General features: G+C 58.1%; 18 protein-coding genes, 1 tRNA gene and 1 pseudogene. 16 read left to right on the forward strand and 4 right to left on the reverse strand.

Translation table 11 applies throughout. The annotated features are described in order from the left end of the window. A pseudogene (locus AB7S84_RS10280) lies at positions 1-272 on the forward strand (hypothetical protein); the annotation flags it as partial. 56 nt (positions 273-328) lie between these two features. Here the strand turns inward: AB7S84_RS10280 and AB7S84_RS10285 are convergent. Continuing rightward, entirely contained in the window at positions 329-781 is a 453-nt protein-coding gene (locus AB7S84_RS10285; protein WP_428154298.1) for a PilZ domain-containing protein, read from the reverse strand. Between the two features lie 205 nt (positions 782-986). Next, positions 987-2,492: a sigma-54 interaction domain-containing protein gene (locus AB7S84_RS10290; protein ID WP_020878036.1), complete on the reverse strand. Its 1,506-nt coding sequence runs from the start codon at positions 2,490-2,492 to the stop codon at positions 987-989. Positions 2,493-2,949: 457 nt separating this feature from the next. Here AB7S84_RS10290 and AB7S84_RS10295 point away from each other — a divergent pair, with 457 nt between their 5' ends. From AB7S84_RS10295 to AB7S84_RS10320, 6 genes are all read left to right on the forward strand, one after another. Next, positions 2,950-4,485 carry a BCCT family transporter gene (locus AB7S84_RS10295; protein WP_144016522.1) on the forward strand — a complete coding sequence of 512 codons (1,536 nt, stop codon included), beginning with the start codon at positions 2,950-2,952 and terminating at the stop codon, positions 4,483-4,485. Between the two features lie 92 nt (positions 4,486-4,577). Next, the gene (locus AB7S84_RS10300) at positions 4,578-6,002 is read left to right on the forward strand and encodes a trimethylamine methyltransferase family protein (protein WP_020878038.1); all 1,425 of its coding nucleotides are present in this window, start codon (positions 4,578-4,580) and stop codon (positions 6,000-6,002) included. 279 nt (positions 6,003-6,281) lie between these two features. Further along, positions 6,282-6,908: a cobalamin B12-binding domain-containing protein gene (locus AB7S84_RS10305; protein WP_428154302.1), complete on the forward strand. Its 627-nt coding sequence runs from the start codon at positions 6,282-6,284 to the stop codon at positions 6,906-6,908. A gap of 109 nt (positions 6,909-7,017) precedes the next feature. After that, entirely contained in the window at positions 7,018-7,815 is a 798-nt protein-coding gene (locus AB7S84_RS10310; RefSeq protein WP_020878040.1) for a methyltetrahydrofolate cobalamin methyltransferase, read from the forward strand. Positions 7,816-8,209: 394 nt separating this feature from the next. Then, the gene (gene carB, locus AB7S84_RS10315; protein WP_020878041.1) at positions 8,210-11,413 is read left to right on the forward strand and encodes a carbamoyl-phosphate synthase large subunit; all 3,204 of its coding nucleotides are present in this window, start codon (positions 8,210-8,212) and stop codon (positions 11,411-11,413) included. Between the two features lie 39 nt (positions 11,414-11,452). Then, on the forward strand, positions 11,453-12,859 hold the full coding sequence (locus AB7S84_RS10320; protein ID WP_020878042.1) for an amidophosphoribosyltransferase: 1,407 nt from the start codon (positions 11,453-11,455) through the stop codon (positions 12,857-12,859). A 168-nt stretch (positions 12,860-13,027) separates the two neighbouring features. On the opposite strand, the gene yedF is transcribed toward AB7S84_RS10320, so the two are convergent. Beyond that, positions 13,028-13,624 (reverse strand): sulfurtransferase-like selenium metabolism protein YedF, encoded by a 597-nt coding sequence (yedF, locus tag AB7S84_RS10325; protein WP_428154306.1) that lies wholly within the window; start codon positions 13,622-13,624, stop codon positions 13,028-13,030. Between the two features lie 249 nt (positions 13,625-13,873). Further along, positions 13,874-14,050, reverse strand: a complete 177-nt coding sequence (locus AB7S84_RS10330) for a hypothetical protein (protein WP_169829051.1) — start codon at positions 14,048-14,050, stop codon at positions 13,874-13,876. A gap of 95 nt (positions 14,051-14,145) precedes the next feature. On the opposite strand from AB7S84_RS10330, the gene AB7S84_RS10335 reads away from it, so the two are divergent. The 9 genes from AB7S84_RS10335 (at position 14,146) to selB (ending at position 22,577) form a co-directional block, all read left to right on the forward strand. After that, positions 14,146-15,423 carry a double-cubane-cluster-containing anaerobic reductase gene (locus tag AB7S84_RS10335; RefSeq protein WP_428154309.1) on the forward strand — a complete coding sequence of 426 codons (1,278 nt, stop codon included), beginning with the start codon at positions 14,146-14,148 and terminating at the stop codon, positions 15,421-15,423. Positions 15,424-15,464: 41 nt separating this feature from the next. Beyond that, entirely contained in the window at positions 15,465-15,674 is a 210-nt protein-coding gene (locus AB7S84_RS10340) for a TOBE domain-containing protein (protein ID WP_428154311.1), read from the forward strand. 2 nt (positions 15,675-15,676) lie between these two features. Then, positions 15,677-16,441, forward strand: coding sequence for an acyl-CoA dehydratase activase (locus AB7S84_RS10345; protein WP_428154313.1), 765 nt, complete (start codon positions 15,677-15,679; stop codon positions 16,439-16,441). Next, positions 16,438-17,607 carry a double-cubane-cluster-containing anaerobic reductase gene (locus tag AB7S84_RS10350; protein ID WP_428154315.1) on the forward strand — a complete coding sequence of 390 codons (1,170 nt, stop codon included), beginning with the start codon at positions 16,438-16,440 and terminating at the stop codon, positions 17,605-17,607. The genes AB7S84_RS10345 and AB7S84_RS10350 overlap by 4 nt, the downstream gene beginning before the upstream one ends. 53 nt (positions 17,608-17,660) lie before the next feature. Then, positions 17,661-18,662 (forward strand): sugar ABC transporter substrate-binding protein, encoded by a 1,002-nt coding sequence (locus tag AB7S84_RS10355; protein WP_428154318.1) that lies wholly within the window; start codon positions 17,661-17,663, stop codon positions 18,660-18,662. Positions 18,663-18,665: 3 nt separating this feature from the next. Beyond that, positions 18,666-19,466, forward strand: a complete 801-nt coding sequence (locus AB7S84_RS10360) for an ATP-binding cassette domain-containing protein (protein ID WP_428154320.1) — start codon at positions 18,666-18,668, stop codon at positions 19,464-19,466. After that, positions 19,463-20,425, forward strand: coding sequence for an ABC transporter permease (locus AB7S84_RS10365; RefSeq protein ID WP_428154322.1), 963 nt, complete (start codon positions 19,463-19,465; stop codon positions 20,423-20,425). The genes AB7S84_RS10360 and AB7S84_RS10365 overlap by 4 nt, the downstream gene beginning before the upstream one ends. Before the next feature lie 91 nt (positions 20,426-20,516). Beyond that, positions 20,517-20,608: transfer RNA gene (locus AB7S84_RS10370), tRNA-Sec, on the forward strand. 13 nt (positions 20,609-20,621) lie between these two features. Then, positions 20,622-22,577, forward strand: a complete 1,956-nt coding sequence (selB, locus tag AB7S84_RS10375) for a selenocysteine-specific translation elongation factor (protein ID WP_428154324.1) — start codon at positions 20,622-20,624, stop codon at positions 22,575-22,577. Positions 22,578-22,593 lie beyond the last annotated feature (16 nt).

A 22,593-nucleotide genomic window follows, 5' to 3' on the forward strand; every position in this document is an offset into this window, starting at 1 on the left:
CCCGCGCGGTGGGGAGCGAGGACACCGAGGACCTGTGCCTCAACACGGGCCACATCGGCATCTATGTCAGCGCCAGGTATCAGGCCGAGTTCGCCCCCAAGATCGCGGCATGGCTCAAGGCCCGGGAGGACGGCGGGAAAAAGGCCGTTGAATCGATATCGGCAACGCCGCATCGCGTTAGCCGGAGAAAAAAATCATCTCCTGAAGAGAAAACACCCTTTGCCGCCGCGTCCAAAGCTTCACCACGTCACCCCTCTCAAAAAAGGGCTTGACACAATCGATTCTTGGGGAAATCGCAAAAACTGGAGAAACTTCATTGAAGGCGGCCTTACAGAACGTTTCCCATCAGATAATTTTCGATACAATCCTTGATCGTGCCGTCGGAAAAGGAACAGACGTGTTCCCGGCACGCGTCACACAGTCCTGCGTTGTCGAGACGGCAGGGATGAATGATCTCGTCGCACAGGCGGCAGGTTTCCATCAGAAATCGCACGCCGACCTGGAAATTCGATACTTCTTCGGCGTTCCCCGGGATACACCATCGAACCTCGGCATAATAGTCCTGTTTGACGTCCAGACCGCAGGCATCCGGTGCGGTTTCAAGTAGTTGAATCAGAATGCCGTCCCCCGGTCTCAATTCGTGCTCGGCGATGAAAGCCATGCCCCCGACGCTGCTGTTGAGCATCTCTCCTTTATGGATCGTTTGGGCCGTTTCCTTGGAAAACCGGATCGGAGCCCGGTATTCGTTGCGGGCAAATGCCCGCTGGGTGACAACGTTCATATCTGGCTCTCCTTGATATTTATCAACTGCTCCTGAATTACAGAAAACAGTATCCCTGTCTATGGGGAATAGCCTTCATTTGCCTGGGGGATTCTCCCATGTCGCCTTTTCTGATTCCCGGAGCTCCGAGACATTCGTTGATTGAAACCCGGCCAACCGGCGAACAGTCCTGAAATAGACGCGCACGACATAAAAACACCTTCTCTCATTCGGTGAACTGTTTCCGGTCAATAGCGTATTTTTTCATCTTGTAGTGAAGCAGTTGACGGGATATGCCCAGGCTTCGGGCTGCTCTGGAAACATTCCCCTTCGAATTCAGAAGCGCCTGAGAAACCATGTCCCGCTCCTGACTTTTCTGGGTTTCCGGCAGGCTGCCCGACACAGGAGGAAATCCGGCCCTGGCGGTCGACGGCGAAAACCGGTCGACTTCGGCTGCCGGGTGCAGGGGCACGGAGCAAGAGGGGACATCGTTCTCCGTCGAAAGCCGCCTGAAATCCGGATGGATGAAGTGAATCGGCAGATGGTGAGATTCTATGGTTTGCGAAACGCCTATCATGTTCATGGTTCCCTCGATAATATGTTCCAATTCGCGGACATTACCGGGCCACTGATAGGATTGAAAAAAGGCCATGACCTCATCGGAAACACCTTTGACCTGCTTGTTGAGAGCCAGGTTGTTCTTGTAAATGAAATGCCGCGTCAGGCTCTCGATCCCGTCCTTACGCTCCCGGAGAGGCGGGATACGCACAAAAACCACCCCCAGACGATAGAAAAGGTCCATCCGAAGACGTCCCTCTTTTATGGCTTGATGCGGATCGATGTTGACGGAGCTGATGATCTTGAGATCGATCTCGATGTCATTCGCAGCCCCGATGCGACGTACGCGCATTTCCTGAAGCGCTCTCAGTAACTTGGCCTGGAGGTTGACGGGCATGGAGTTGATTTCATCGAGAAACAGTGTTCCACCGCTGCTCTGCTCGAATATGCCGGCCTTGTCCATGGCTCCGGTGAAGGCTCCGCGGGCAGTCCCGAAAAGCAACGCTTCCAGAAGATTTTCCGGAATGGCGGCACAGTTGATTCCGACGAAGGGGCGTTCATGGCGAGAACTGGCATTGTGGATGGACTGGGCGAACAGCTCCTTGCCGGTGCCGGTTTCGCCGTAAAGCATGACCGGTGAAGGCGAATCCGATGAGAGGCGAATGATCTTCAGCACCCGCATGAAGGTTTCATCCTTTCCGACAATATCGCTGAATTTGTAGCGGGTGCCGTTTTCAAGCAACGGTTTCTTGTGGGGCGTCAGATCGCTGGACGCAGTGATGGTGTGTTCCAGCATATTGTAATCCTTTACAAAACATATAGCGCCTACGATCACGCCATTGCGATAGAGCGGAAACACACTGTGGATGGTGTTGGCCTCTTTACCCAGGTGGGTTCGGTAAAAAAAAAGGTGGTTCCGGATCGGCTGTCCGGTCTCCAGGCATTTCATGATCATACTCTCCCGCTCGCTGAGGCGGTAGATTGCCGTGACCCGGCGTCCGATAACCTTTTCGGGCGTAAGTTCGTCGATCCTGGCCTGGGTGTCATTATAAAAAAGAATACGTCCTTTGATATCGGTAATGATAATCCCTTCATCCAACGCCGACAGAATGCCGAAGATATCGATCTCCGTCAGGTCGAGTCGGGATTTTCGTGAAAATGAATCTTGCATCATCGGCTATTCCTGTCCTGGGTGGATCGCTTGAAGTAAAAGCGCGTCGGTCAATTCCTCTTTACTGTTACCATATCCATTTCATCCCTGACGTCAAATAATTTTTCATCTTCAAAAATTTTTTCACATCCCGAAAACGATAAACTGAAAATTTTTTTTCTCATCGCCATTGCGGAGACCTGGGCCACAGCCGGATCCGCCGGTATTCCAGGATACCAAAAAATCAATAACAATCTGTATTCTTAAATAATATTATCGTATAAGATCTTACGATCCCTTCTCATGGACACGGATGGAAAAACCGTATTTCACGCATGGCATGTTGTATGCATTTCTAAAAATCAATGTCATCACCGACCGGTTTGCCGGAAGAAACTATCGGCGTGCCACCCAATATTTACTATGTTTCCTGTCGGTTTCATCAAACAATCGCAAGAAACGCGACAACGAAGGAGAAGCCATGCGGGCCAATGCCAACCGTCCCTTTGATCCGTTTATTTTCTGGGTATCCGCATCTGTTACGATACTCTTCATCCTGGGGTCCATTTTATTTCCGGAAACCATGAACACCGCCATCAACGCCGTCTTCAACTGGACCACAGGCGGATGGGCATGGCTCTACCTGATCACTACATTTTTGCTGGTAGCCGGTTGTGTTGTGTTGATGGGTGAAAAATACGGAACCCTTAAACTGGGCCTCTCCGGCGACAGGCCTGAATTCTCGAATTTTTCCTGGTTTGCGATGCTGTTTGGATCGGCTATTGCCGCAGGCATCGTTTTCTGGGGTCCGGCAGAGCCGGCATACCATTACATGACGCCGCCGCCTTATTTTGGCGGAGAGGCCAAAACCGCCGTTGCAGGCGCCAATGCCATGACCTACTCTTTCTTCCACTGGGGTCTCAGCGCATGGGCCATCTATGCCCTTTTGACCATTCCCTTAGCCCATGCGTGTTATACCAAAGGCCTCCCATTCAAGTTTTCAAGTGCATTTTATTATGTCATCGGGGAGCGGATTCACGGCACATGGGGCAAGATTCTCGATATTTTCGCGGTCTTCGCGACCCTGGGAGGACTGGCGACCACGACGGGGTTGGTTGCGCTGCAACTCTCCAGCGGTCTCAAATTTCAATATGGTGTTGAATTGGGGGCAGGCGGCACATACATCATCATCGGCATTCTGACCGCCATTTTCACCTTCGCAGTCTACACCGGCATCGAAAAGGGCGTCAAAATCATTGGTGACATCAACATGGTCGTCTTTGTCGGCATCTGGTTTTTCGTGTTGGTATTCGGCCCCACGATCTTTCTCATCAACCTGACCACCAGCGCCATTGGCCAGTATCTGCTCAATTTCATCCCCATGAGTCTATACACGGCGCCCGGAATAGAGGGGAACTGGCTCGGATCCTGGACTGTCTTTTATTGGGCGTGGTGGATGAGTTGGGCGCCTTTCGTGGCCGTGTTCATCGCCCGAATCTCCAAAGGCCGGAGCATCCGTGAAACCGTGGCCGCCACCCTGATCCTGCCGACCTTGGGCGACTTCCTATGGTACGGCGTCATCGGCGGTGCCGGCATCCGGTTCGACGTTACCGAAACCCTGAGCCAACACGGCGTCGAAAGTGCCATCTTCGCCATTGCCCAACACCTGCCGCTTACAGGTATCCTATCGGTTTTCCTTATTTTTCTGATCACCACCTTCTTCCTGACCAGCGCCAATTCCGCCGCTGTCTCCCTGGCCATGTTCGTCTCCGGACACGAAAATCCAAGCCGGAACCTCAGGGCCTTCTGGGGCGTCGCCCTTGGCGCCGTCGCCGCCGTCCTGGCGGGTACGGGGGGATTGAAGGCCATCCAGACCGCATCCATCGCAACCGCGTTTCCCATGATGTTCCTCCTGCTCATGGTACTCTACGGCACCTTCAGAGGATTGAACCAGACCCTTGCCGACATTCGCGGCGACTTCCCGGAACGGCCGGTGAAGGATGCGAAAGAACGCTGAGGCAAAGAGCGGGGTTACCGCTTCCGCCGCTTTATTGACCCGAAAACGATCCGTAAGTTTTACTCAAATTCTCAGACCATAAAGGAGCTAACATGTACGATCGCATGCAAACTTTAACTCAGGATCAGATGACCCGGATTCATGACGCCGCCATGGATATCCTTGGCACCACCGGCATCGCCTTCAACGAGGATGAAGCCCTTTCCATTTTTAAAGCAAACGGATTCAAGGTCGATGGAAAAATCGTCTTCATCACCGAGGCACAGGTTCGGAACGCATTGAAAACCACGCCCTCCCGATTTACCATAACCGCTCGGAATCCCGAAAAAAATGTTGCCGTTGGAGAAGACGATTTCGTTTTCGTACCGGGCTACGGTGCACCGTTCGTGACCCTGACCAACGGAGAACAGCGGGAAGCCACCATGGAAGACTACGACAATTTCTGCAAACTGATCCAAACCTCCAAGCACATCGACATGAACGGTTTCATGATGGTGGAGCCTTCCGACGTTCCAGCGGATACCGCCCACCTCGACATGATCTTCTCGAACATCATCCTCTGCGACAAACCCTTTATGGGCAGCCCCGTCTCGAAACAGGGCGCCAAGGACTGCGTCGACATGGCCGCCATCATCTGGGGCGGTATAGAGAAACTCAAGGCGGTGGGTCCGGTGACCGTATCGCTTATCAATTCCCTATCACCGCTCCAGTTCTCCGACGAGATGGCCGGATCTCTCATCGAGTTGGCAAGAGCCAATCAGGCTTGCGTCATCGCATCGCTGATCATGGCCGGTTCGTCCGGACCCGTCACCCTGTCCGGGGTACTGGCCCTCCAGACCGCCGAGATTTTAGCGGGCGTCACGTTGGCCCAGTTGGTCAACCCCGGGGCTCCGGTGATCTACGGCTCGACATCTTCGGCCATGGACATGAAAACCGGCGGGCTCTCCATCGGATGCCCCGAGCTCTCCGTGGTGGTATCCGCCACCGCTCAAATGGCTCGATTCTACAACCTTCCCAGCCGAAGCGGCGGGGGCCTCACCGACGCCCATTTCCCGGACGCCCAGGCGGGTGTCGAGTCCACCCTGGCCCTGACGACGGCGGCCCGGAACGGCATCAACTTTATCCTCCATGCCAATGGTATCCTCGGATCCTACATCTCCATGAGCTACGAAAAGTTCCTTATCGACGAAGAACTCTGCGGCATCACTCGACGGCTTCTCAAACCCATGGAGGTGACGTCGTCGTCCATCGACGTGGAAATGATCAAAGCCGTCGGCATCGGAGGACAGTACCTGACGCAACCCAAGACCTTCCAACTCTGCCGAACAGAATTCTACCTTACCGATTTTATGAATCGCCAAAACCACGCCGGTTGGAAAGCAGCCGGCAAGAAGCGGATCGACGAGTTCGCTGTGGATCGGCTTGGACAACGCCTGGCCGCCTACGAAAAGCCGGACATCGATCCGGCCATTGAAGCGGCTCTCACCGAATTCGTCACCCGTCGGAAAAAGGGATAGACCACCATCGACCTTAGCCGCTCGACGGCCGGGTCGTATGACAGCACCACAATGAAAGATAATATATCAAAAGAATGTTTTCTATTCAAATAAGAGTGGATTTTTCCTACAACTTCAGATATAAAGCGCCAAACACGCTAAATTCCACTCGCTGCGATGAAATGTTTTTACTCAAACAAGAGATTGATTATACATTTTGAGTATCGTTTCTTCATTTAACGACAACTTTATTTTGACACTGTTCACAACACTATTCAATTGATCGGGAGGCAACAAACAATGGCAATTCAAGACATTTTTCAGGCAGTCATGACTTTCGACGAAGCATCGGTCAAGAAGCTGGTCCAGGCCGAACTCGAGGCCAAAACGGACATCGATGCCATTCTCAACGAAGGCCTCATCGGTGCTATGGACGAAGTCGGCAAAAAATTTTCCGAAGGCGAGCTCTTCGTGCCCGAGATGCTCATGGCGGCCCAGGCCATGAAGGGCGGACTCGAGATTTTGAAGCCCCACCTGGCCGAAGGCGCCGCCGAGTCAAAAGGTACGGTGGTCATCGGCACGGTCAAGGGCGACCTCCATGACATCGGCAAGAACCTCGTGGCCATGATGATGGAGGGTGCGGGCTTCAATGTGATCGACCTTGGGGTCGATGTGGACGCCGCCAAATTCGTTGCGGCCGCCAAGGACAACAAGGCCAGGGTCGTGGCACTCTCGGCGCTGCTCACCACCACCATGCCTGCGATGCAGACCACCATCAACGCCATCAGGGAGGCCGGCCTCACGGTCAAGACCATCGTGGGCGGCGCCCCGGTCACCCAGGCCTTCGCCGACCAGATCAAGGCCGACGGATACTCCGACGACGCACCCGGCGCCGTGGAGCTGGCCCGTCGTCTGATCGCGGCGTGACACTTTCTGGCAACGATCTGAACACCGCTGCAACGGGGGGCCGAACCCGTCCATCGGCGCAAGGCGGCCCTCCGACACCGATAACCCCCTTCACCCTGAGGATATAACCATGATTATCATCGGAGAACTCATCAACGCCAGCCGGAAGGCCGTCGGCACGGCCATCGAGGCCCAGGACGCCGCGGCCATTCAGAAGGTGGCCCAGGATCAGGACAATGCCGGCGCCGACTTCATCGACGTCAACGCCGGCATTTTCGTGGGCAAGGAGCCTGAATACCTGAAATGGCTTGTCGAAACCGTCCAGGCCGTGAGCGACAAGCCCTGCGCCATCGACAGTCCCGACCCCAAAGCCATCGAGACCGCTCTGGCGGTCCACAAGGGCACGCCCATGATCAATTCCATCTCCCTGGAGAAGGATCGTTACGAAAACCTCATGCCCATCGTCGCCGGCACCGACCTCAAGGTCATCGCCCTGTGCATGAGCGACGAGGGCATGCCTGAGACCGTCGACGACCGGATGAAAATCGCCGACAAACTGGTCAACGGTCTTCTCAAGAACAACGTCAAGCTGGAGAACATTTACGTCGACCCGCTGGTCCAGCCCATGTCCGTCAACAACGCCTTCGGCATGGAGTTCATCAACACCATCGAGAAGATCGTGACGACCTTTCAGGGCATCCACACCGCCTGCGGTCTCTCCAACATCTCCTACGGCCTGCCGGCCCGAAAATTCATGAACCAGACCTTCATGGTCATGGCCATTGCCAAGGGCCTTGACGGTGCCATCATGAATCCCCTCGACAAAAAGATGATGGCCAACATCATCGCTGCCGAGGCCCTGGCCGGAAAGGACAACTTCTGCATGAACTACCTCAAGGCTTTCCGGGCCGGAATGTTCGACTTCTGAATCGCTGTGTCGAATGCCGGTTCATCCCAAAAACCCGCCTTTGGACAAAGGCGGGTTTTTTGCATCAGTGGAGGGCCTCCCGATCAACGCGGAAACCCTGATGCTTGACGTCATCCAGAAAAAAAGCGTTTTTTTTGTGCGACATACCCCTTGATTTTCAGTTTCACTTAAACTATCTGCATTCTGTTGGACGCAAGGTTTCGAAGTCAATTTGGCGTTTCGTGTGAAAGCCTTGACACATAATATTCGACGTAACGAACTATAGGCTTTCAAATTAAGGATGCCGGGAGGTGCAGTCTGATGACGACAGATTGCATTTATGGGTGGGGGACCTGCCAGATTGCCGACATCTTTAATTGAAAGTCTATAACGCTTATTTTGGAAAGGGAAATTCATGCCCAGACGTGACGATATCCACAAGATTCTGATCATCGGTTCCGGCCCCATCGTGATCGGCCAGGCCTGCGAATTCGACTATTCCGGCACTCAAGCCTGTAAGGCACTCCGGGCGATGGGGTACGAAATCGTGTTGGTCAACTCCAACCCGGCCACCATCATGACCGACCCCGGTATGGCCGACGCCACCTACATCGAACCCTTGAACGTGAAGATTCTCGAGGAAATCATCGCTGCAGAGAGGCCTGATGCCGTCCTGCCGAACCTCGGGGGACAATCGGCGCTGAATCTTTCCGCCGAGCTTCAGAAAGCCGGCATTCTCGAGCGCTACGGCGTCAAGGTCATCGGCGTCAACATCGACGCCATCGAACGGGGTGAGGACCGCACCGCCTTCAAGAACACCATGGAACGATTAGGGATCGAGATGCCCCGAAGCCGTGCAGTGGAGACCGTCGACGACGCCGAAGCGATGGCCGACGAACTGGGGTATCCCGTCGTAATCCGGCCGGCTTACACCATGGGCGGCACCGGCGGCGGATTGGTCTACAACCGGGAGGAGTTGCGCACGGTTGCCGCCCGGGGATTGGCGGCCAGCATGATCCACCAGGTACTGGTGGAGGAGTCGGTGCTGGGATGGGAGGAGCTGGAACTGGAGGTGGTACGTGATGCCAAAAACCAGATGATCACCGTCTGCTTCATCGAGAACGTCGACGCCATGGGCGTGCATACCGGCGACTCCTATTGCACGGCGCCCATGCTCTCCATCGATCCGGCCCTGCAGAAGAAGCTTCAGGAGTACAGCTATGCCATTGTCGAGGCTATAGAGGTCGTCGGCGGCACCAACGTCCAATTCGCCCACGACCCGAAGACGGGTCGGGTAGTGGTCATCGAGATCAACCCGCGCACCTCGAGATCCTCGGCACTGGCCTCCAAAGCCACCGGGTTTCCCATTGCCCGGGTCTCGTCCCTTCTGGCCGGCGGCATGACCATGGACGAGATTCCTTACTGGCGGGAAGGCTCCCTGGAAAAATACACGCCTTCAGGCGACTACGTGGTGGTCAAATTCGCCCGTTGGGCTTTCGAAAAGTTCAAGGGGGTCCAGGACCGCCTGGGCACCCAGATGCGGGCCGTGGGTGAGGCCATGAGCATCGGCAAGACTTACAAGGAGGCCTTTCAGAAGGCAATCCGCAGCCTCGAGATCAATCGCTACGGACTGGGATTCGCCAAAAATTTCAACACGCTTTCGCTGGATGAGCTCATGGCCCGCCTGGGCGAGCCCACCAGCGAACGGCAATTTTTGATGTATGAGGCGCTTCGCAAAGGCGCCGACATCCAGCACCTCTATGAACGAACCCACATCAAGCCCTGGTTCATCCGGCAAATGAAGGAACTGGTAGAGCTCGAGGAAAAGCTTCTGGCCTGCCGGGGCGGAGACATCCCCGATGACCTGCTGGTGCAGGCCAAAAAGGATGGATTCGCCGACCGATACCTCGCCATGCTGCTGGCAGTGCCCGAAACGGACATCCGCAACCGACGGGAGGCCTTGAACATTCGCCAGGCCTGGGACGCCGTTCCGGTGAGCGGCGTTGAAAATGCCGCCTACTACTACTCCACCTACAACGCAGCAGACACGGTGCCGGTAAGCGACCGCAAAAAAATCATGGTGCTGGGCGGCGGTCCCAATCGTATCGGCCAGGGAATCGAATTCGACTACTGTTGCGTCCACGCCGCCTTCGCCATCCGCGAAGCGGGCTACGAGTCGATCATGGTCAACTGTAATCCGGAGACGGTCTCCACCGACTACGACACCTCGGACAAACTCTATTTCGAACCCTTGACCGTGGAGGACGTCCTCAGCATTTACGAAAAGGAGAAACCTTTGGGCGTCATCGCTCAGTTCGGCGGACAGACTCCCCTCAACATCGCGAGCGAGTTGGCCAAAGCCGGCGTCCGCATCCTGGGCACCTCGCCCGAGACCATTGATCTGGCCGAGGATCGCGAGCGGTTCAACGCGGTCATGCGACGTCTGGGCATCCCCCAACCCGAATCGGGGATGGCCGCAGGCTTCGACGAGGCCCTGGCCATCGCCGCGCGCATCGGTTACCCTCTGATGGTGCGCCCCTCTTATGTGCTGGGCGGCCGGGGCATGGAGATCGTCCACGACGCCGACAACCTGAGACGGTACCTGAACGTTGCCGTCGAGGAGATTTCGCCGGAACGTCCCGTCCTCATCGATGCCTTCCTCGACAACGCCATCGAGGTTGAGGCGGACGCCATCGCCGACGGGAAGGACGCCTTTGTTCCGGCCGTGATGGAGCACATCGAGCTGGCCGGAATCCATTCGGGAGATTCCGCCTGCGTCATTCCTCCCCTGAGTCTTTCGACCCGGCACATCGACACCATTCGAGACTATACCCGCCGCATCGCCGTCGAGCTCAATGTCGTGGGACTCATGAACATCCAGTACGCCATACAGAATGACACGATCTATGTGCTCGAGGCCAACCCCCGGGCGTCGCGGACCGTACCCATCGTCTCCAAGGTATGCGGGCTCTCCATGGCACGGCTGGCCACTCAGGTGGTTCTGGGTCGAAGCATCGCGGAACTCGATCTGAAGGATCGACGGATTCCCCACTACGGTGTAAAGGAATCGGTCTTCCCTTTCAGCATGTTCCCCGAGGTGGACCCGGTCCTGGGTCCTGAGATGCGATCCACCGGGGAGGTGCTGGGCCTCTCCCACTCCTTTGGCCGCGCCTTTTTCAAGGCACAGGAAGCCACCCAGGTCTCCTTGCCTCTGGAGGGGACGGTCCTTTTCACCATCGCAGACCGTGACAAGGGCGCGGCCATCGAGCCTGCGCGACTTTTCCGGGATATGGGGTTCAAAATCGCAGCCACCGAGGGCACTCACCGATTCCTCAAGGAGAAGGGTATCGACACCGTCCCCGTCTCCAAGCTCGGGTTCGGACGGCCCAATCTTGTTGACGCCATGAAAAGCGGCGAAATCCACCTCTTGATCAATACGCCCAGTGGCGGTGAAAGCAGCGCACAAAGTGCGGACATCCGCAAGACGGCCATCGCCTACAAAATTCCCTATATCACGACCACGGCGGCGGCCATCGCCGCGGCCAGGGGGATCGCAGCCCGGCGGGAGGGGCGGCCCAAGGTCCGGTCGGTCCAACAGTATCATTCGGAAATTCATTGAGGGCAACAGCATCATCCCAAAAGGAAAAAGGCACTGCGCATGGGCGGATTGTTCGGCATTTCATCGGCATCGGACTGTGTTTCAGAACTATACTACGGCACGGATTACCACTCACATCTGGGAACCCGGCGCGGCGGCATGGCGGTCTCGGGGGGCAAGGGCATCCAGCGCGCCATTCACAACATTGAAAACAGCTATTTCAGGACAAAGTTCGAATCGGAACTGGACCGCTTCGAAGGCACCCGGGGCATCGGCATCATCAGCGACACCGACCCCCAGCCCCTGGTCCTCGGCTCCCACCTCGGAACCTTTGCGCTTGCCTGTGTGGGAAAGATCAACAACCAGGAAGACCTCATCCGGGGTGCCTTTGCCAAACGCGGCTATTTCGCCGACACCACCGGCGGCGCCGTCAAGCCGACGGAGTTGGCGGCCCGGCTGATCTGCGAGGAGGGCAGCTTCGAAGAGGGCATCGCCAACGCCCAGGCCGGCATCAGGGGATCCTGCACGCTGCTTTTGCTCACCCACCGCGGCATTTACGCCGCACGGGACCGTCTGGGCCGCACCCCCCTGATCATCGGACGCCGGAATGACGCCATGGCCGTCAGCTCCGAGACCAGCGCCTTCCCGAATCTGGGCTTCGAGGTCGATCACTTCCTCGGTCCGGGTGAGATCGTGCGAATCACCCCCGACGGCTGGGAACAGCTCGCTTCCCCGGGCAAGCAAATGCAGATCTGTGCTTTTCTCTGGATCTACTATGGATATCCGGCATCGGAATACGAGGGAATCAATGTCGAGTGGGTGCGCAACCGATGCGGCGAGGCGCTGGCCCGGAACGACGACGCCGTTGTCGATTTCGTTTCGGGCATCCCCGACTCGGGAATCGGTCATGCACTCGGATACGCCAACGAGAAACAGGTTCCCTACCGGCGCGCTTTTGTGAAGTATACGCCCACCTGGCCCCGAAGCTTCATGCCCCAGAATCAGAAAATGCGGGATCTGGTGGCTCGGATGAAACTGATTCCGGTGCGACGCCTCATCGGCGGGCAACGCATTCTCTTTTGCGAGGACTCCATCGTACGCGGTACCCAGCTCAAGGAAAACGTTCAGATCCTTTTCGATTACGGCGCCCGGGAGGTCCACATGCGGCCGGCGTGCCCCACCCTGATCTATCCCTGCGAGTTTCTCAACTTCTCCACCTCTCGCTCGACCCTGGATCTGGCGAGCCGAAAGGTCATCCGGAAGCTGGAGGGGGATGAAAATCACGATCTGGCGGCCTACGTCGCCCACGGATCCAAAAAGAATCTGGCCATGGTCGAGGAGATCCGGCGGATGCTCCGTCTCACCACCCTTCAGTACCAGCGGCTCGACGACATGGTGGCGGCCATCGGCCTGCCCAGGGATCGGGTCTGCACCCATTGCTGGGACGGGTCGAGCTACGGATATTGAGCCCTGTGACATGATGCCGGCGGCGGTATACCTTCGCCGGCAGATGCAATCCCACAGATGTTGGGTGATACGCCGGTATCGTTTTTCGCTTCCGCAAACATTCTGCAGACAGCACTTCTATGCGCCCCATCGGCGACAAAGAGGGTGATCTCTTTGTCGCCGTTCCGGCTAAATGTTCACCACCTTGTCGGCGAGCTGCATGGCCGTGACGATGTCGAGCATATTGGTGGTCTCCCCCACCTGTTTTTCGTGCAGAAGATCGAAGTGGGTGAGGCAGGTGCCGCAAACCAGGATCGTCACCCCGGCGGCCGCCAGGGAATTGAGGTCTTCCAGGGCCGCCGATCCGGTGACGGCAAGCTTCACGCCGTTGTTGACCAGAACGAGGCGCCAAAGCTCGCTGCCCATCTCCCTCAGGGTCTTGATGAAATTGAGCATCAGCTTCAGGCCGAGTGTATCGTCGCCATACCCCATCCGGTCGGTCGTCACCATGACCATGATCTTCTTGAGGTCGGCGTCGGGAAGATCGGCGGCGGAGGGAGCCGCCGCCGCACCCGGCCCGCCTTCGCCGGTGATGTGGAAATCGCCGTCACGTTCATCGACAGAGACGTGAAATCCCCGGGATTCGAGAAACAGGGAGACGTTCTCCTTGGAAGCGCGGTCGTTTACGATCACTTTCACCCGGCCGCCCGCATCCGTTTCGACGGCGTCCCTGGCCATCAGAACCGGCGCCGGACAGGCCAGCCCCCTGGCATCGATTACCTTCATGCTGCATCCCTTCATCATTCAGGGCTGAAACCCTGATCCCAAACATCACTGCCGTGTCACCCGGATGCGTTCGTCCGTTCCAGGTACGATCTTTCCAATGACGCGATCATCACAATCCCGAAAATATTTTCCTTGACTCTCGACTTTCATGACGGTGATCGGAAATAGGTGCCGGGAGGATACGGCCTATGAAAGTCGAAAGTTGAGTTCCTTGATTCTAAAAACGCTACTATACCCCGCTGATCCCGGTCAAATCGGTAATCCTGATAAAGTCATCCGATCGGATTTATAAAATCTATCGGTTTCGGATGCTGAAGATTGGGCGGAAATCGATTCCGCTGGGTCTACGATCTGAATCGGCTGCCCGTCAAGGATAAGCATTCCCCAATCCCGACACCAGGCGTTATTGATTTCTTCTATTTCCATTTCATTCATTATCGTTATTATCGATTTGTATCATATAATATTTCCATAATAGTGTATCCACGCATTTCCCTTATTGAACACGAAAGGCGACAAACATGGACAACCCATACGTTTCGATGTGGCAGGAGTTGGGGCTCGACCTCGCGGCCCATGACGCCCTGCTGAATGTTCTGGGGAAGACCTACACGGATTTCTTCCTCACCCAGAAAAACCGGCCCGATGGCATGGGATACTTCGATTTCGTCATGAGCGAGGTTCACGGCCTCCGCATCAAGGAACTCCTGGACGAAAAGTCGGCGGGGCGCAAGATCATCGGGTCCTACTGCGTCTTCGTGCCGGAGGAGATCGTCCTGGCCGCGAACGCCACCCTCGTCGGGCTCTGCTCCGGCGCCGACTTCGCCATGGAGGCGGTGGAGAGGCTGCAGCCGCGAAACACCTGCGCCCTCATCAAGTCTTTCTTCGGCTTCAAGCTGGGCAAGGTCTGTCCCTACCTGGAGAGCGCGGACATGGTGGTGGGCGAAAACACCTGCGACGGCAAGAAGAAAGCTTACGAAACCCTGGACTCACTGGTGAAGAACCTCTATGTCATGGATCTTCCCCAAGTCAAATCCGAGCAGGGCCGGGTCCTCCTGAGGGCCGAATACGACCGCTTCAAGACCGCGCTGGAGGCCCTCACGGGCGTCGCCGTGACGGCTGAATCCCTCAAGACGACGATCCGGACGGTGAACGCCAAGCGGGCGGCCATCCATCGCCTGTCCTCCCTGCGAAAGGCCGACCCCGCCCCCATCTCGGGTATGGATGCCCTTCTCGCCAACCAGGTCTTCTTCTACGACAACCCGGAGCGCTTCACCACCTCCGTGAACAAGATCTGCGACGAACTGGAGCGGCGGATCGCGGAGAAAGAAGGGGTTTTCCCGGCGAAAACACCCAGGATCCTCATCTCCGGCTGCCCGCAGGCCGTTCCCAACTGGAAGCTGCCCTACATCGTGGAAACCTCGGGCGCGGTGATCGTGGGCGAGGAGTCCTGCGTGGGCGAGCGGGGCACCCGGAACCTCACGGAGGAAACAGGCGACACCGTCGAGGCGATGATGGAAGCCGTCGTAGATCGCTACTTCAAGGTCGACTGCGCCATCTTCACCCCCAACCCCGAGCGCACAGCCCACATCGAGGAGATGGCCAAAGATTACAATGCCGACGGGGTGATCCACTATGGTCTCCAGTTCTGCCAGCCCTATCTCATGGAATCCTTCCCGGTGGAAAGGGCTCTCGAGGAGAAGAACATCCCCACCCTTCGCATCGAGACCGACTACGGGATGGAGGATGTGGGTCAGTTGAAAACGAGGATCGAAGCCTTCATCGAACAGCTTCGATAGAAAAACGCATATTAAAAAAATCGAAAAGCGAGGAGCCAGAAATGAAATACGGTGCCAGGAACACCATCAAAGCCAAGGTGACCTCCCTGAACAAAGGGGATGTGATGTCGCTGGTCAAATTCGAGGTCACAGACCCCGTCGAGATGGCGTCGGTCCTGACGACCGAATCCGCGGAGGCCCTCGAGCTCAAACCCAACGACGAGGTGCAGCTCATCATCAAGGCCATCCACGTGCTGCCGGTGAAGGAATAACAGTGGGTTCGCAAGTGAGATACGCAGGCATCGATATCGGCTCGCGCACCATCGAACTCGTGGTCGTCGACAAAACGGGCAATATTGTGGAGAGCCTTCAGGCCGACACCGGTTTCAACCCCATGGCCGAAGCCCACAGGCTCATGGAGGGCGTCGCCCATGACGCCGTCATGGCCACCGGCTACGGCCGGAATCTTTTCGAAATCTCTTTCGAAGCCCCGACGGTCACGGAGATCAAAGCCCACGCACGGGGGGCGAACCGACTCTTTCCCGAAGCTCGAACCGTTCTTGACATCGGCGGCCAGGACAGCAAGGCCATCACCCTCTTCCCCGACGGCCGGGTGAGAAAATTCGAGATGAACGACCGGTGTGCCGCCGGCACGGGAAAATTCCTGGAGATCATGGCCCGGACCCTGGGTTTTGAGATCGAGGAATTCGGCCGGGAGGCACTCCTCGCTGAAAACGACCTCAATATCTCCAGCATGTGCACCGTGTTCGCGGAATCCGAGGTGACCTCCCTCATCGCAAGGGGTCGAAACCGCCGGGAGATCGCCAGGGGCCTGCACGCGAGTGTCGTTCGCCGGGCCGTCGGGATGATCAACCGTGTTTCCTCATCCGGCGACATCGTCTTCACCGGCGGCGTGGCCAAAAACCCCTGCATGCGCTCTCTTCTCGCCGAATCCCTGGGGCGCAGCGTTCTGATACCCGAGGACCCGCAACTTGTCGGCGCCCTGGGCGCCGCCTTGCTGGCGGGAGGGCTCAAATGAAGTCAAATAGAAAGCGGAATATGCCCTCTTCATTTTCATTTATGAACACCCTTCAGCAGATCACGGAACAGAACCTGGCGGACATTGAACAGGCCAAGGCAGCCGGCCGCGCCGCCATCGGCTTTTACTGCCTCTATTCGCCCACGGAGATCGCCGTGGCGGCCGAAGCTATTCCGTTGCCGCTCTGCGGCACCCGAAACGACCCCATAGCCGCGGCCGAGGAGATCCTGCCCCGAAACCTCTGCCCGCTCATCAAGAGCAGCTTCGGTTTTGCCGTCACCGACACCTGCCCGTTTTTCCGGTTCTCCGACATCATTGTCGGCGACACCACCTGCGACGGGAAAAAAAAGATGTTCGAGCTGCTCTCCCGGTACAAAACCACTCATGTGCTCCAGCTCCCCCAGAACCAGGATCCGGCAACATCCCTCCCCTTCTGGCGGACCGAGCTGGAACGGTTCCGGAGCATCGTTGCGGAGTTGACCGGTGTGACCATCGATGACGACCGCCTTAGCGCCGCCATCCGCCTCATGAACCGGGAACGGGCCGCCCGGAAAGACCTGATGGACGTGAATCAGGCGCGGCCCACCCCCCTGCCCGGCTCCCGGCTCCTGGAAATTCTCTTCAAGGTAGGCTTTCTCGCGGACAAGGAGAAGGGGATCGCCCTCATGGAGGCGGCCGTGGCAGACGCCATGAGCGGAGCGTTCCGGCCGGATCAAAAGATCTCTGGAAGCCGCCCGCGCATCCTGCTCACCGGCGTCCCCGTCGGTCTGGGCAGCGACAAGGTCGTGAAAATCATCGAGGAGAGCGGCGCCGACGTAGTGGCCTTCGAGAACTGCTCCGGATACAAGCAGACCTTTGCCGTCGACGAAACCAGGGAACCCATGGATGCCCTGGCCGAGCAGTACCTGGCCACTCCCTGCTCGGTCATGAGTCCCAACACCGGGCGCTTCGACCTGCTGGCCGACATGATCCGGACCTTTTCAGCCGACGGCGTGGTCGACCTCACCTGGCAGGCCTGCCATACCTACAACATCGAAGCCTTCAGCGTTGAGGCCTTCATCCGGGAGAGATTCGGCATCCCCACCCTGCATCTCGAAACCGACTATGCCGAGAGCGACACCGAACAGCTCCGGGTGCGCATCGAAGCCTACCTGGAGATGCTTTGACACTTCATGCTGCGGGTTGAATCCACCCCATTGAAACATCAAGGAGAAACAAGATGAAAAAATGCACTGCCGCATTTCTGTCGGCTGTGACTCTGTGCCTGATCCTGGCCGCCGGCCAACCGTCCGCCGCCGAAAAACTGCCTCCCCTGGGCAGGAACGTCACCATCTGGTTCGATACCGGCGGCCCGGTGGGCGGGCCGTACAACACCATCGTCCAGAACGGCGCCCTCCAAGCCGCCTCGGATCTGGGGTGCGACCTCAAGCTGCTTTACTCCGACTGGAACCCGGAAAAGATGATCGACAATTTCAAGACCGCTCTGGCCGCCAGGCCGGACGGGATTGTCATCATGGGCCATCCGGGGGACGGGGCCTATGCGCCCTTCATCCAGGAGGCCTTCGACGCGGGCATTCTGGTTACCTGCGTGGACACGAACCTTCCCCAAGCCCTGGAAAAATACAAATCACGGGGATTCGGATCCATCGGCACCGACCCGGATGTCATGGGCACCACGCTTGCCAAAGAGGCCCTGTCCCGGTCCGGTCTCAAGAAGGGGGACCGGGCCCTCATCTGGGGGCTGAAACAGCTTGAGGAGCGCGGACGAAGGGCCCGCGCCATGATCCGGACCCTGGAGGAGGCCGGAGTCGTCGTGGATTATATCGAGATCAGCCCCGAGGTGGACAAGGATACGTCCATGGGGACCCCCATCATCACGGGGTACATCGGCGCGCATGCCGACTGCAGGATGATCCTGATCGATCACGGCGCCCTCACCTCCCAGATGGAGAATTTCCTCAGGGCGGCCGGCAAGGGGCCGGACGCGATCTTCGTTGGCGGCTTCTCCCTTTCGCCGGCCACCGCGTCGGCCATCGAAAACGGGTATGTGGACATCGTCTCGGAGATGCAACCCTATCTTCTCGGCTATCTTTCGGTGGCCCAGATCGTGCTGACCCAAAAATACGGTTTTACCGGCCTTGAACTCGACACCGGGGGCGGGCTGGTTCACAAGGGCAACATCGGCCTTGTGGCCCCCCTGGCCAAACAGGGTATCCGCTGATCCATGGATGGACGCCGCACCAATCCGGGGAAGGTCCCGCCCGTATTGTGCCTTCACGGGATCTGCAAATCCTTCGACGGCGTCACGGCACTCCAGTCCGTCAGTCTGGACCTTCGGCCGGGAGAGGTCCTTGGGCTTGTGGGAGACAACGGCGCGGGGAAATCGACCCTGATCAAGATTCTGTCCGGCGTCCACAAGCCCGACGCCGGACAGATGACGGTGGGCGGGCGGCCCATCGACTTCCGGACCTATGATGTCGGCCACGCACGGCGGTTGGGCATCGAAACCGTCCACCAGGAGCGGTCTCTCTGCGAAAAACAGCCCCTGTGGCGCAACGTCTTTTTGGGCAGGCCCATGACGGACCGCCTGGGGTTCATCCAGGTCGAGGCTCAGAAGCGGGCGACGTTGGAGATCCTGAACACCCACGTCGGGCTCCGGAGCTCGGGCATCAGTCCCGATGCCCGGGTCCGAACCCTCTCCGGCGGGGAACGCCAGGGGCTTGCCATCGGCCGGGCCATGCACTTCGACGCCAGAATCATCGTCCTGGACGAGCCCACCACCGCCCTTTCCCTCAACGAAGTGGAGAAGGTTCTGGGGTTCGTCCGCCGCATCGCTCACGGAGGGAAGACGTGCATCTTCATCTCCCACAACATGAGTCACATCCACCAAGTCGCCCATCGGGTGCTGGTGATGGAACGAGGAGAGATCGTCGGAGAACACCTCCGGGACGGGCTGAGTCCTGAATCCCTGGGTGCCGAACTCCAGCGCATCTCCATCAGCGCCCGCAGGACGGGTTCCACATGAAGGTCCTCCTGCAGCGTTTCAACATCCAGATCGGTATTTCAGGGGTCTTTGCGGGTCTTCTGGCGATTTTTATCCTCCTGAGCCCGAGGACCTTCCTGTCGCCGCAGATCTACATCTCCTTCGCATCCACCATCCCCTTCACCGCTCTCTTGGCTCTGGGCCTCACCTTCCTGATCATCGCTGGAGAAATGGACCTCTCTTTCCCTTCAGTGATGGCCGTCTCCGGTTTGACCTTCGCGGAGCTTTTTCTTGCCACGGGAAACGCGGGGCTGGCATTCATCGCCGCGGTCGCCGTCGGATCCGCGGCTGGTCTGATGAACGGCATGCTCGTGGTCAGGGTGGGAGTCCCCTCCATCATCGCCACCATCGGCACCCAGTTTTTCTGGAGAGGGCTCTCGACGCTCATGGCCGATGGCCTGGCCAGAAACCTCGTCCCGGTCCGGGACACCCTGCTTCACCACCTGTTTGTCGGCCGCCTGACCGGGGCCATTCCGGCCCAGTCCCTCTGGTGCCTGGGAATTGCGGGCGTCCTGGGCTTGATCCTGAACCGCCACGCCTTCGGAGAGAGCGTCCTCTGTATCGGGGACGACATCCGCACGGCGCGCGTCATGGGAATCCGCACCGGCAGGGTCCGCATCCTGCTCTTTGTGTTCATGGGGGCCGTCAGCGCCCTGGTCTCCGTCATGACCTGCCTGGAAATGGCCAACTGGTGGCCCACCCAGGGGGAAGGCTACCTGCTTCTGGTGTTCGCCTCGATCTTCATCGGCGGCACTTCGGTATTCGGCGGGGAGGGAACGGTCTTCGGTACCCTCGTGGGGGCCGCCATCATCGGCATCATCGAGGCCGGCATCATCAGCGCAGGATTCTCCGGGTTCTGGACCCGCCTGGTTCACGGCGCCATCATCGTCGCGTCCGTGTCGGTTTATGCCACGATCTTCAGAGATCGGGACACGGCATGATGGTATTTTCGATGCCACTTCTCACTTCCGATCAAAGTCAGTTTCAACGGATCATCCCGGGGCCTCTCCGCAAGAGATGCCCCGCATCTCCAGGGGCAATGGTGCTGGGCACCCCGCGGTCTTCAAAACCGTCGGCCTCGTCTCAAAAACGAGGAGGAGGTTCGATTCCCCTTGCCCCTTCCATATCGAGAGGATCATGAGCACTCATATCACCATCGGCGTGGCGGGCCACGTCGACCACGGCAAGACCGCCCTGGTCCGCTGCCTGACGGGCGTGGAGACCGACCGGATGAAAGCGGAGAAGGAGCGGGGCCTTTCCATTGAATCGGGAGTGGCGCCGCTGATCCTGTCTGGCGGCGCCCGAGCAGCCCTCATCGACGTGCCGGGCCATACCGCCTTTCTCAAACACACGATTCGGGGACTTTGCGCCGTGGACCTGGCGGTGCTGGTGGTGGCTGCGGACGACGGCGTGATGCCCCAGACCATCGAACATCTCAACATCCTGAGCAGCCTCGGTACCGTCGGCGGACTCGTGGTGATCAGCAAAAACGATCTGGTGGATGCCGAGACTATCGAACTGGCCCGGATGGAGGTCAAGGAACTGATCCAGGGGAGTTTTCTGGAGGGCAAGCCTGTCGTGCCGTTCTCCGCCCGAACGGAAGCGGGAAAAGATGCTGTCCTGGCGGCCCTGGAAGCCGAGCACAGCCTGGCCCGGGGCAAGCGTACCGCAGATCCCTTCCGGCTCTGGATCGACCAGGTTCGCCAGTTTCCGGGCCTCGGAACGGTCGTGAGCGGCACGGTTCTCGGGGGAGAACTCACCAAGAACGACGCCGTCGATCTCCTACCCCAAGGCGTCAGGACCCGGGCCAAGTCTCTTGAAATTCACGGAGAGCAGGCACTCCTGGCATCTGCCGGAGAGCGGGTCGGGGTAAATCTCCATCGGGTGCCCTTTTCGGAGGTCCGCCGAGGAATGCTCCTGGCCAGTGCGGATACGCTCACCTCCGCCGCCTTCCTCAACGTCGAGTTGAGGATGCTCCCTCCACATACCGAACCCCTCGTCAATCGACAGATCGTCAAGATCTATCTTGGCACCGCCGCTGTCGCAGCGATGATCGTGATGATGGAGACGGCAGTGCTGGGACCTGGCGAGCATGGTCTGGTCCAATGCCGTCTGTCGTCGCCCCTTCCGGCCATGCCCGGAGATCGGTTTGTGGTTTCTCCCATGAACCGGCCGATGGTCATCGCCGCGGGGCGGGTGCTGGAGACTTCGAAGGTCAAGTTTCGCGCGTGCAGAGCAAAGCCTCTGCTTTCCTATCTTCATGCGCTGCAATCCGGAAAGGTTGATAAAATTCTACCCAGCCTTCTGAATCGGCATCCCTATCAACCGATCACCACCGATGCCGTAGCCGAACAGACCGGCCTGCCGCCGGAGAAGATCTGCGAGGAAATCGACCGGGGCATCGCTTCAGGCGATTTCATCTCCCTTGGAGGGCCGGGGCTCGTGGGAAAGGCGGCTTTTGACCGCACGCGGGAGAGAATTCTGGAGATCGTGGCTCAGGCCCTCCGGAAGGATGCCCTCAGGGGCGATCTCAAAATCGCCGAGATCCGAAACAAACTTCCAGACGGCACCAGCGACGGGCTGATTCAGCATGCCCTGGCCGGACTCTGCCGAGAAGACCGCCTGATTACCGAGGCCGGCGGCTACCTGATGCCTGACGTGAGCGGGCGCCTGAACCCGGGCCAAACAATGCTGGTGGAAAAACTCCTCGATGTTGCCTTAACGGCGGGAATCACCCCCTTTACCGCCCATACCGCCTGGCGCTCCTGTCCCCATGGGACATCGAAACGGGATGTCGAGAAGCTCCTGCATTATCTGGCCCGACAGAAACGGCTGGTTCGCCTCAACAACGACCGGTATCTCTCCCTCCAATCTCTGGAAGAGATCATGGACCGGGTCCGGGCCGCCATCTCAGGCAAGGGGCATATTACCGCCAACGACTGCAACGAAATCCTGGGCTATGGCCGCACGGGCGCCCTTCCCGTTCTGGAGTACCTGGACGAGATCGGTTTTACGGAACGTCGGGGAAACGATCGTACGCTGGTCTCCAGGAATCATGAAGATGCGCCTTTACGACACGCTTGCCGGGGATAAACGGCCCCTCATCCCC

The sequence above is a fragment of the Desulfococcus sp. genome, from assembly GCF_050178255.1.
In the GTDB taxonomy this organism is placed as follows: Bacteria; Desulfobacterota; Desulfobacteria; order Desulfobacterales; family Desulfococcaceae; genus Desulfococcus; species Desulfococcus multivorans.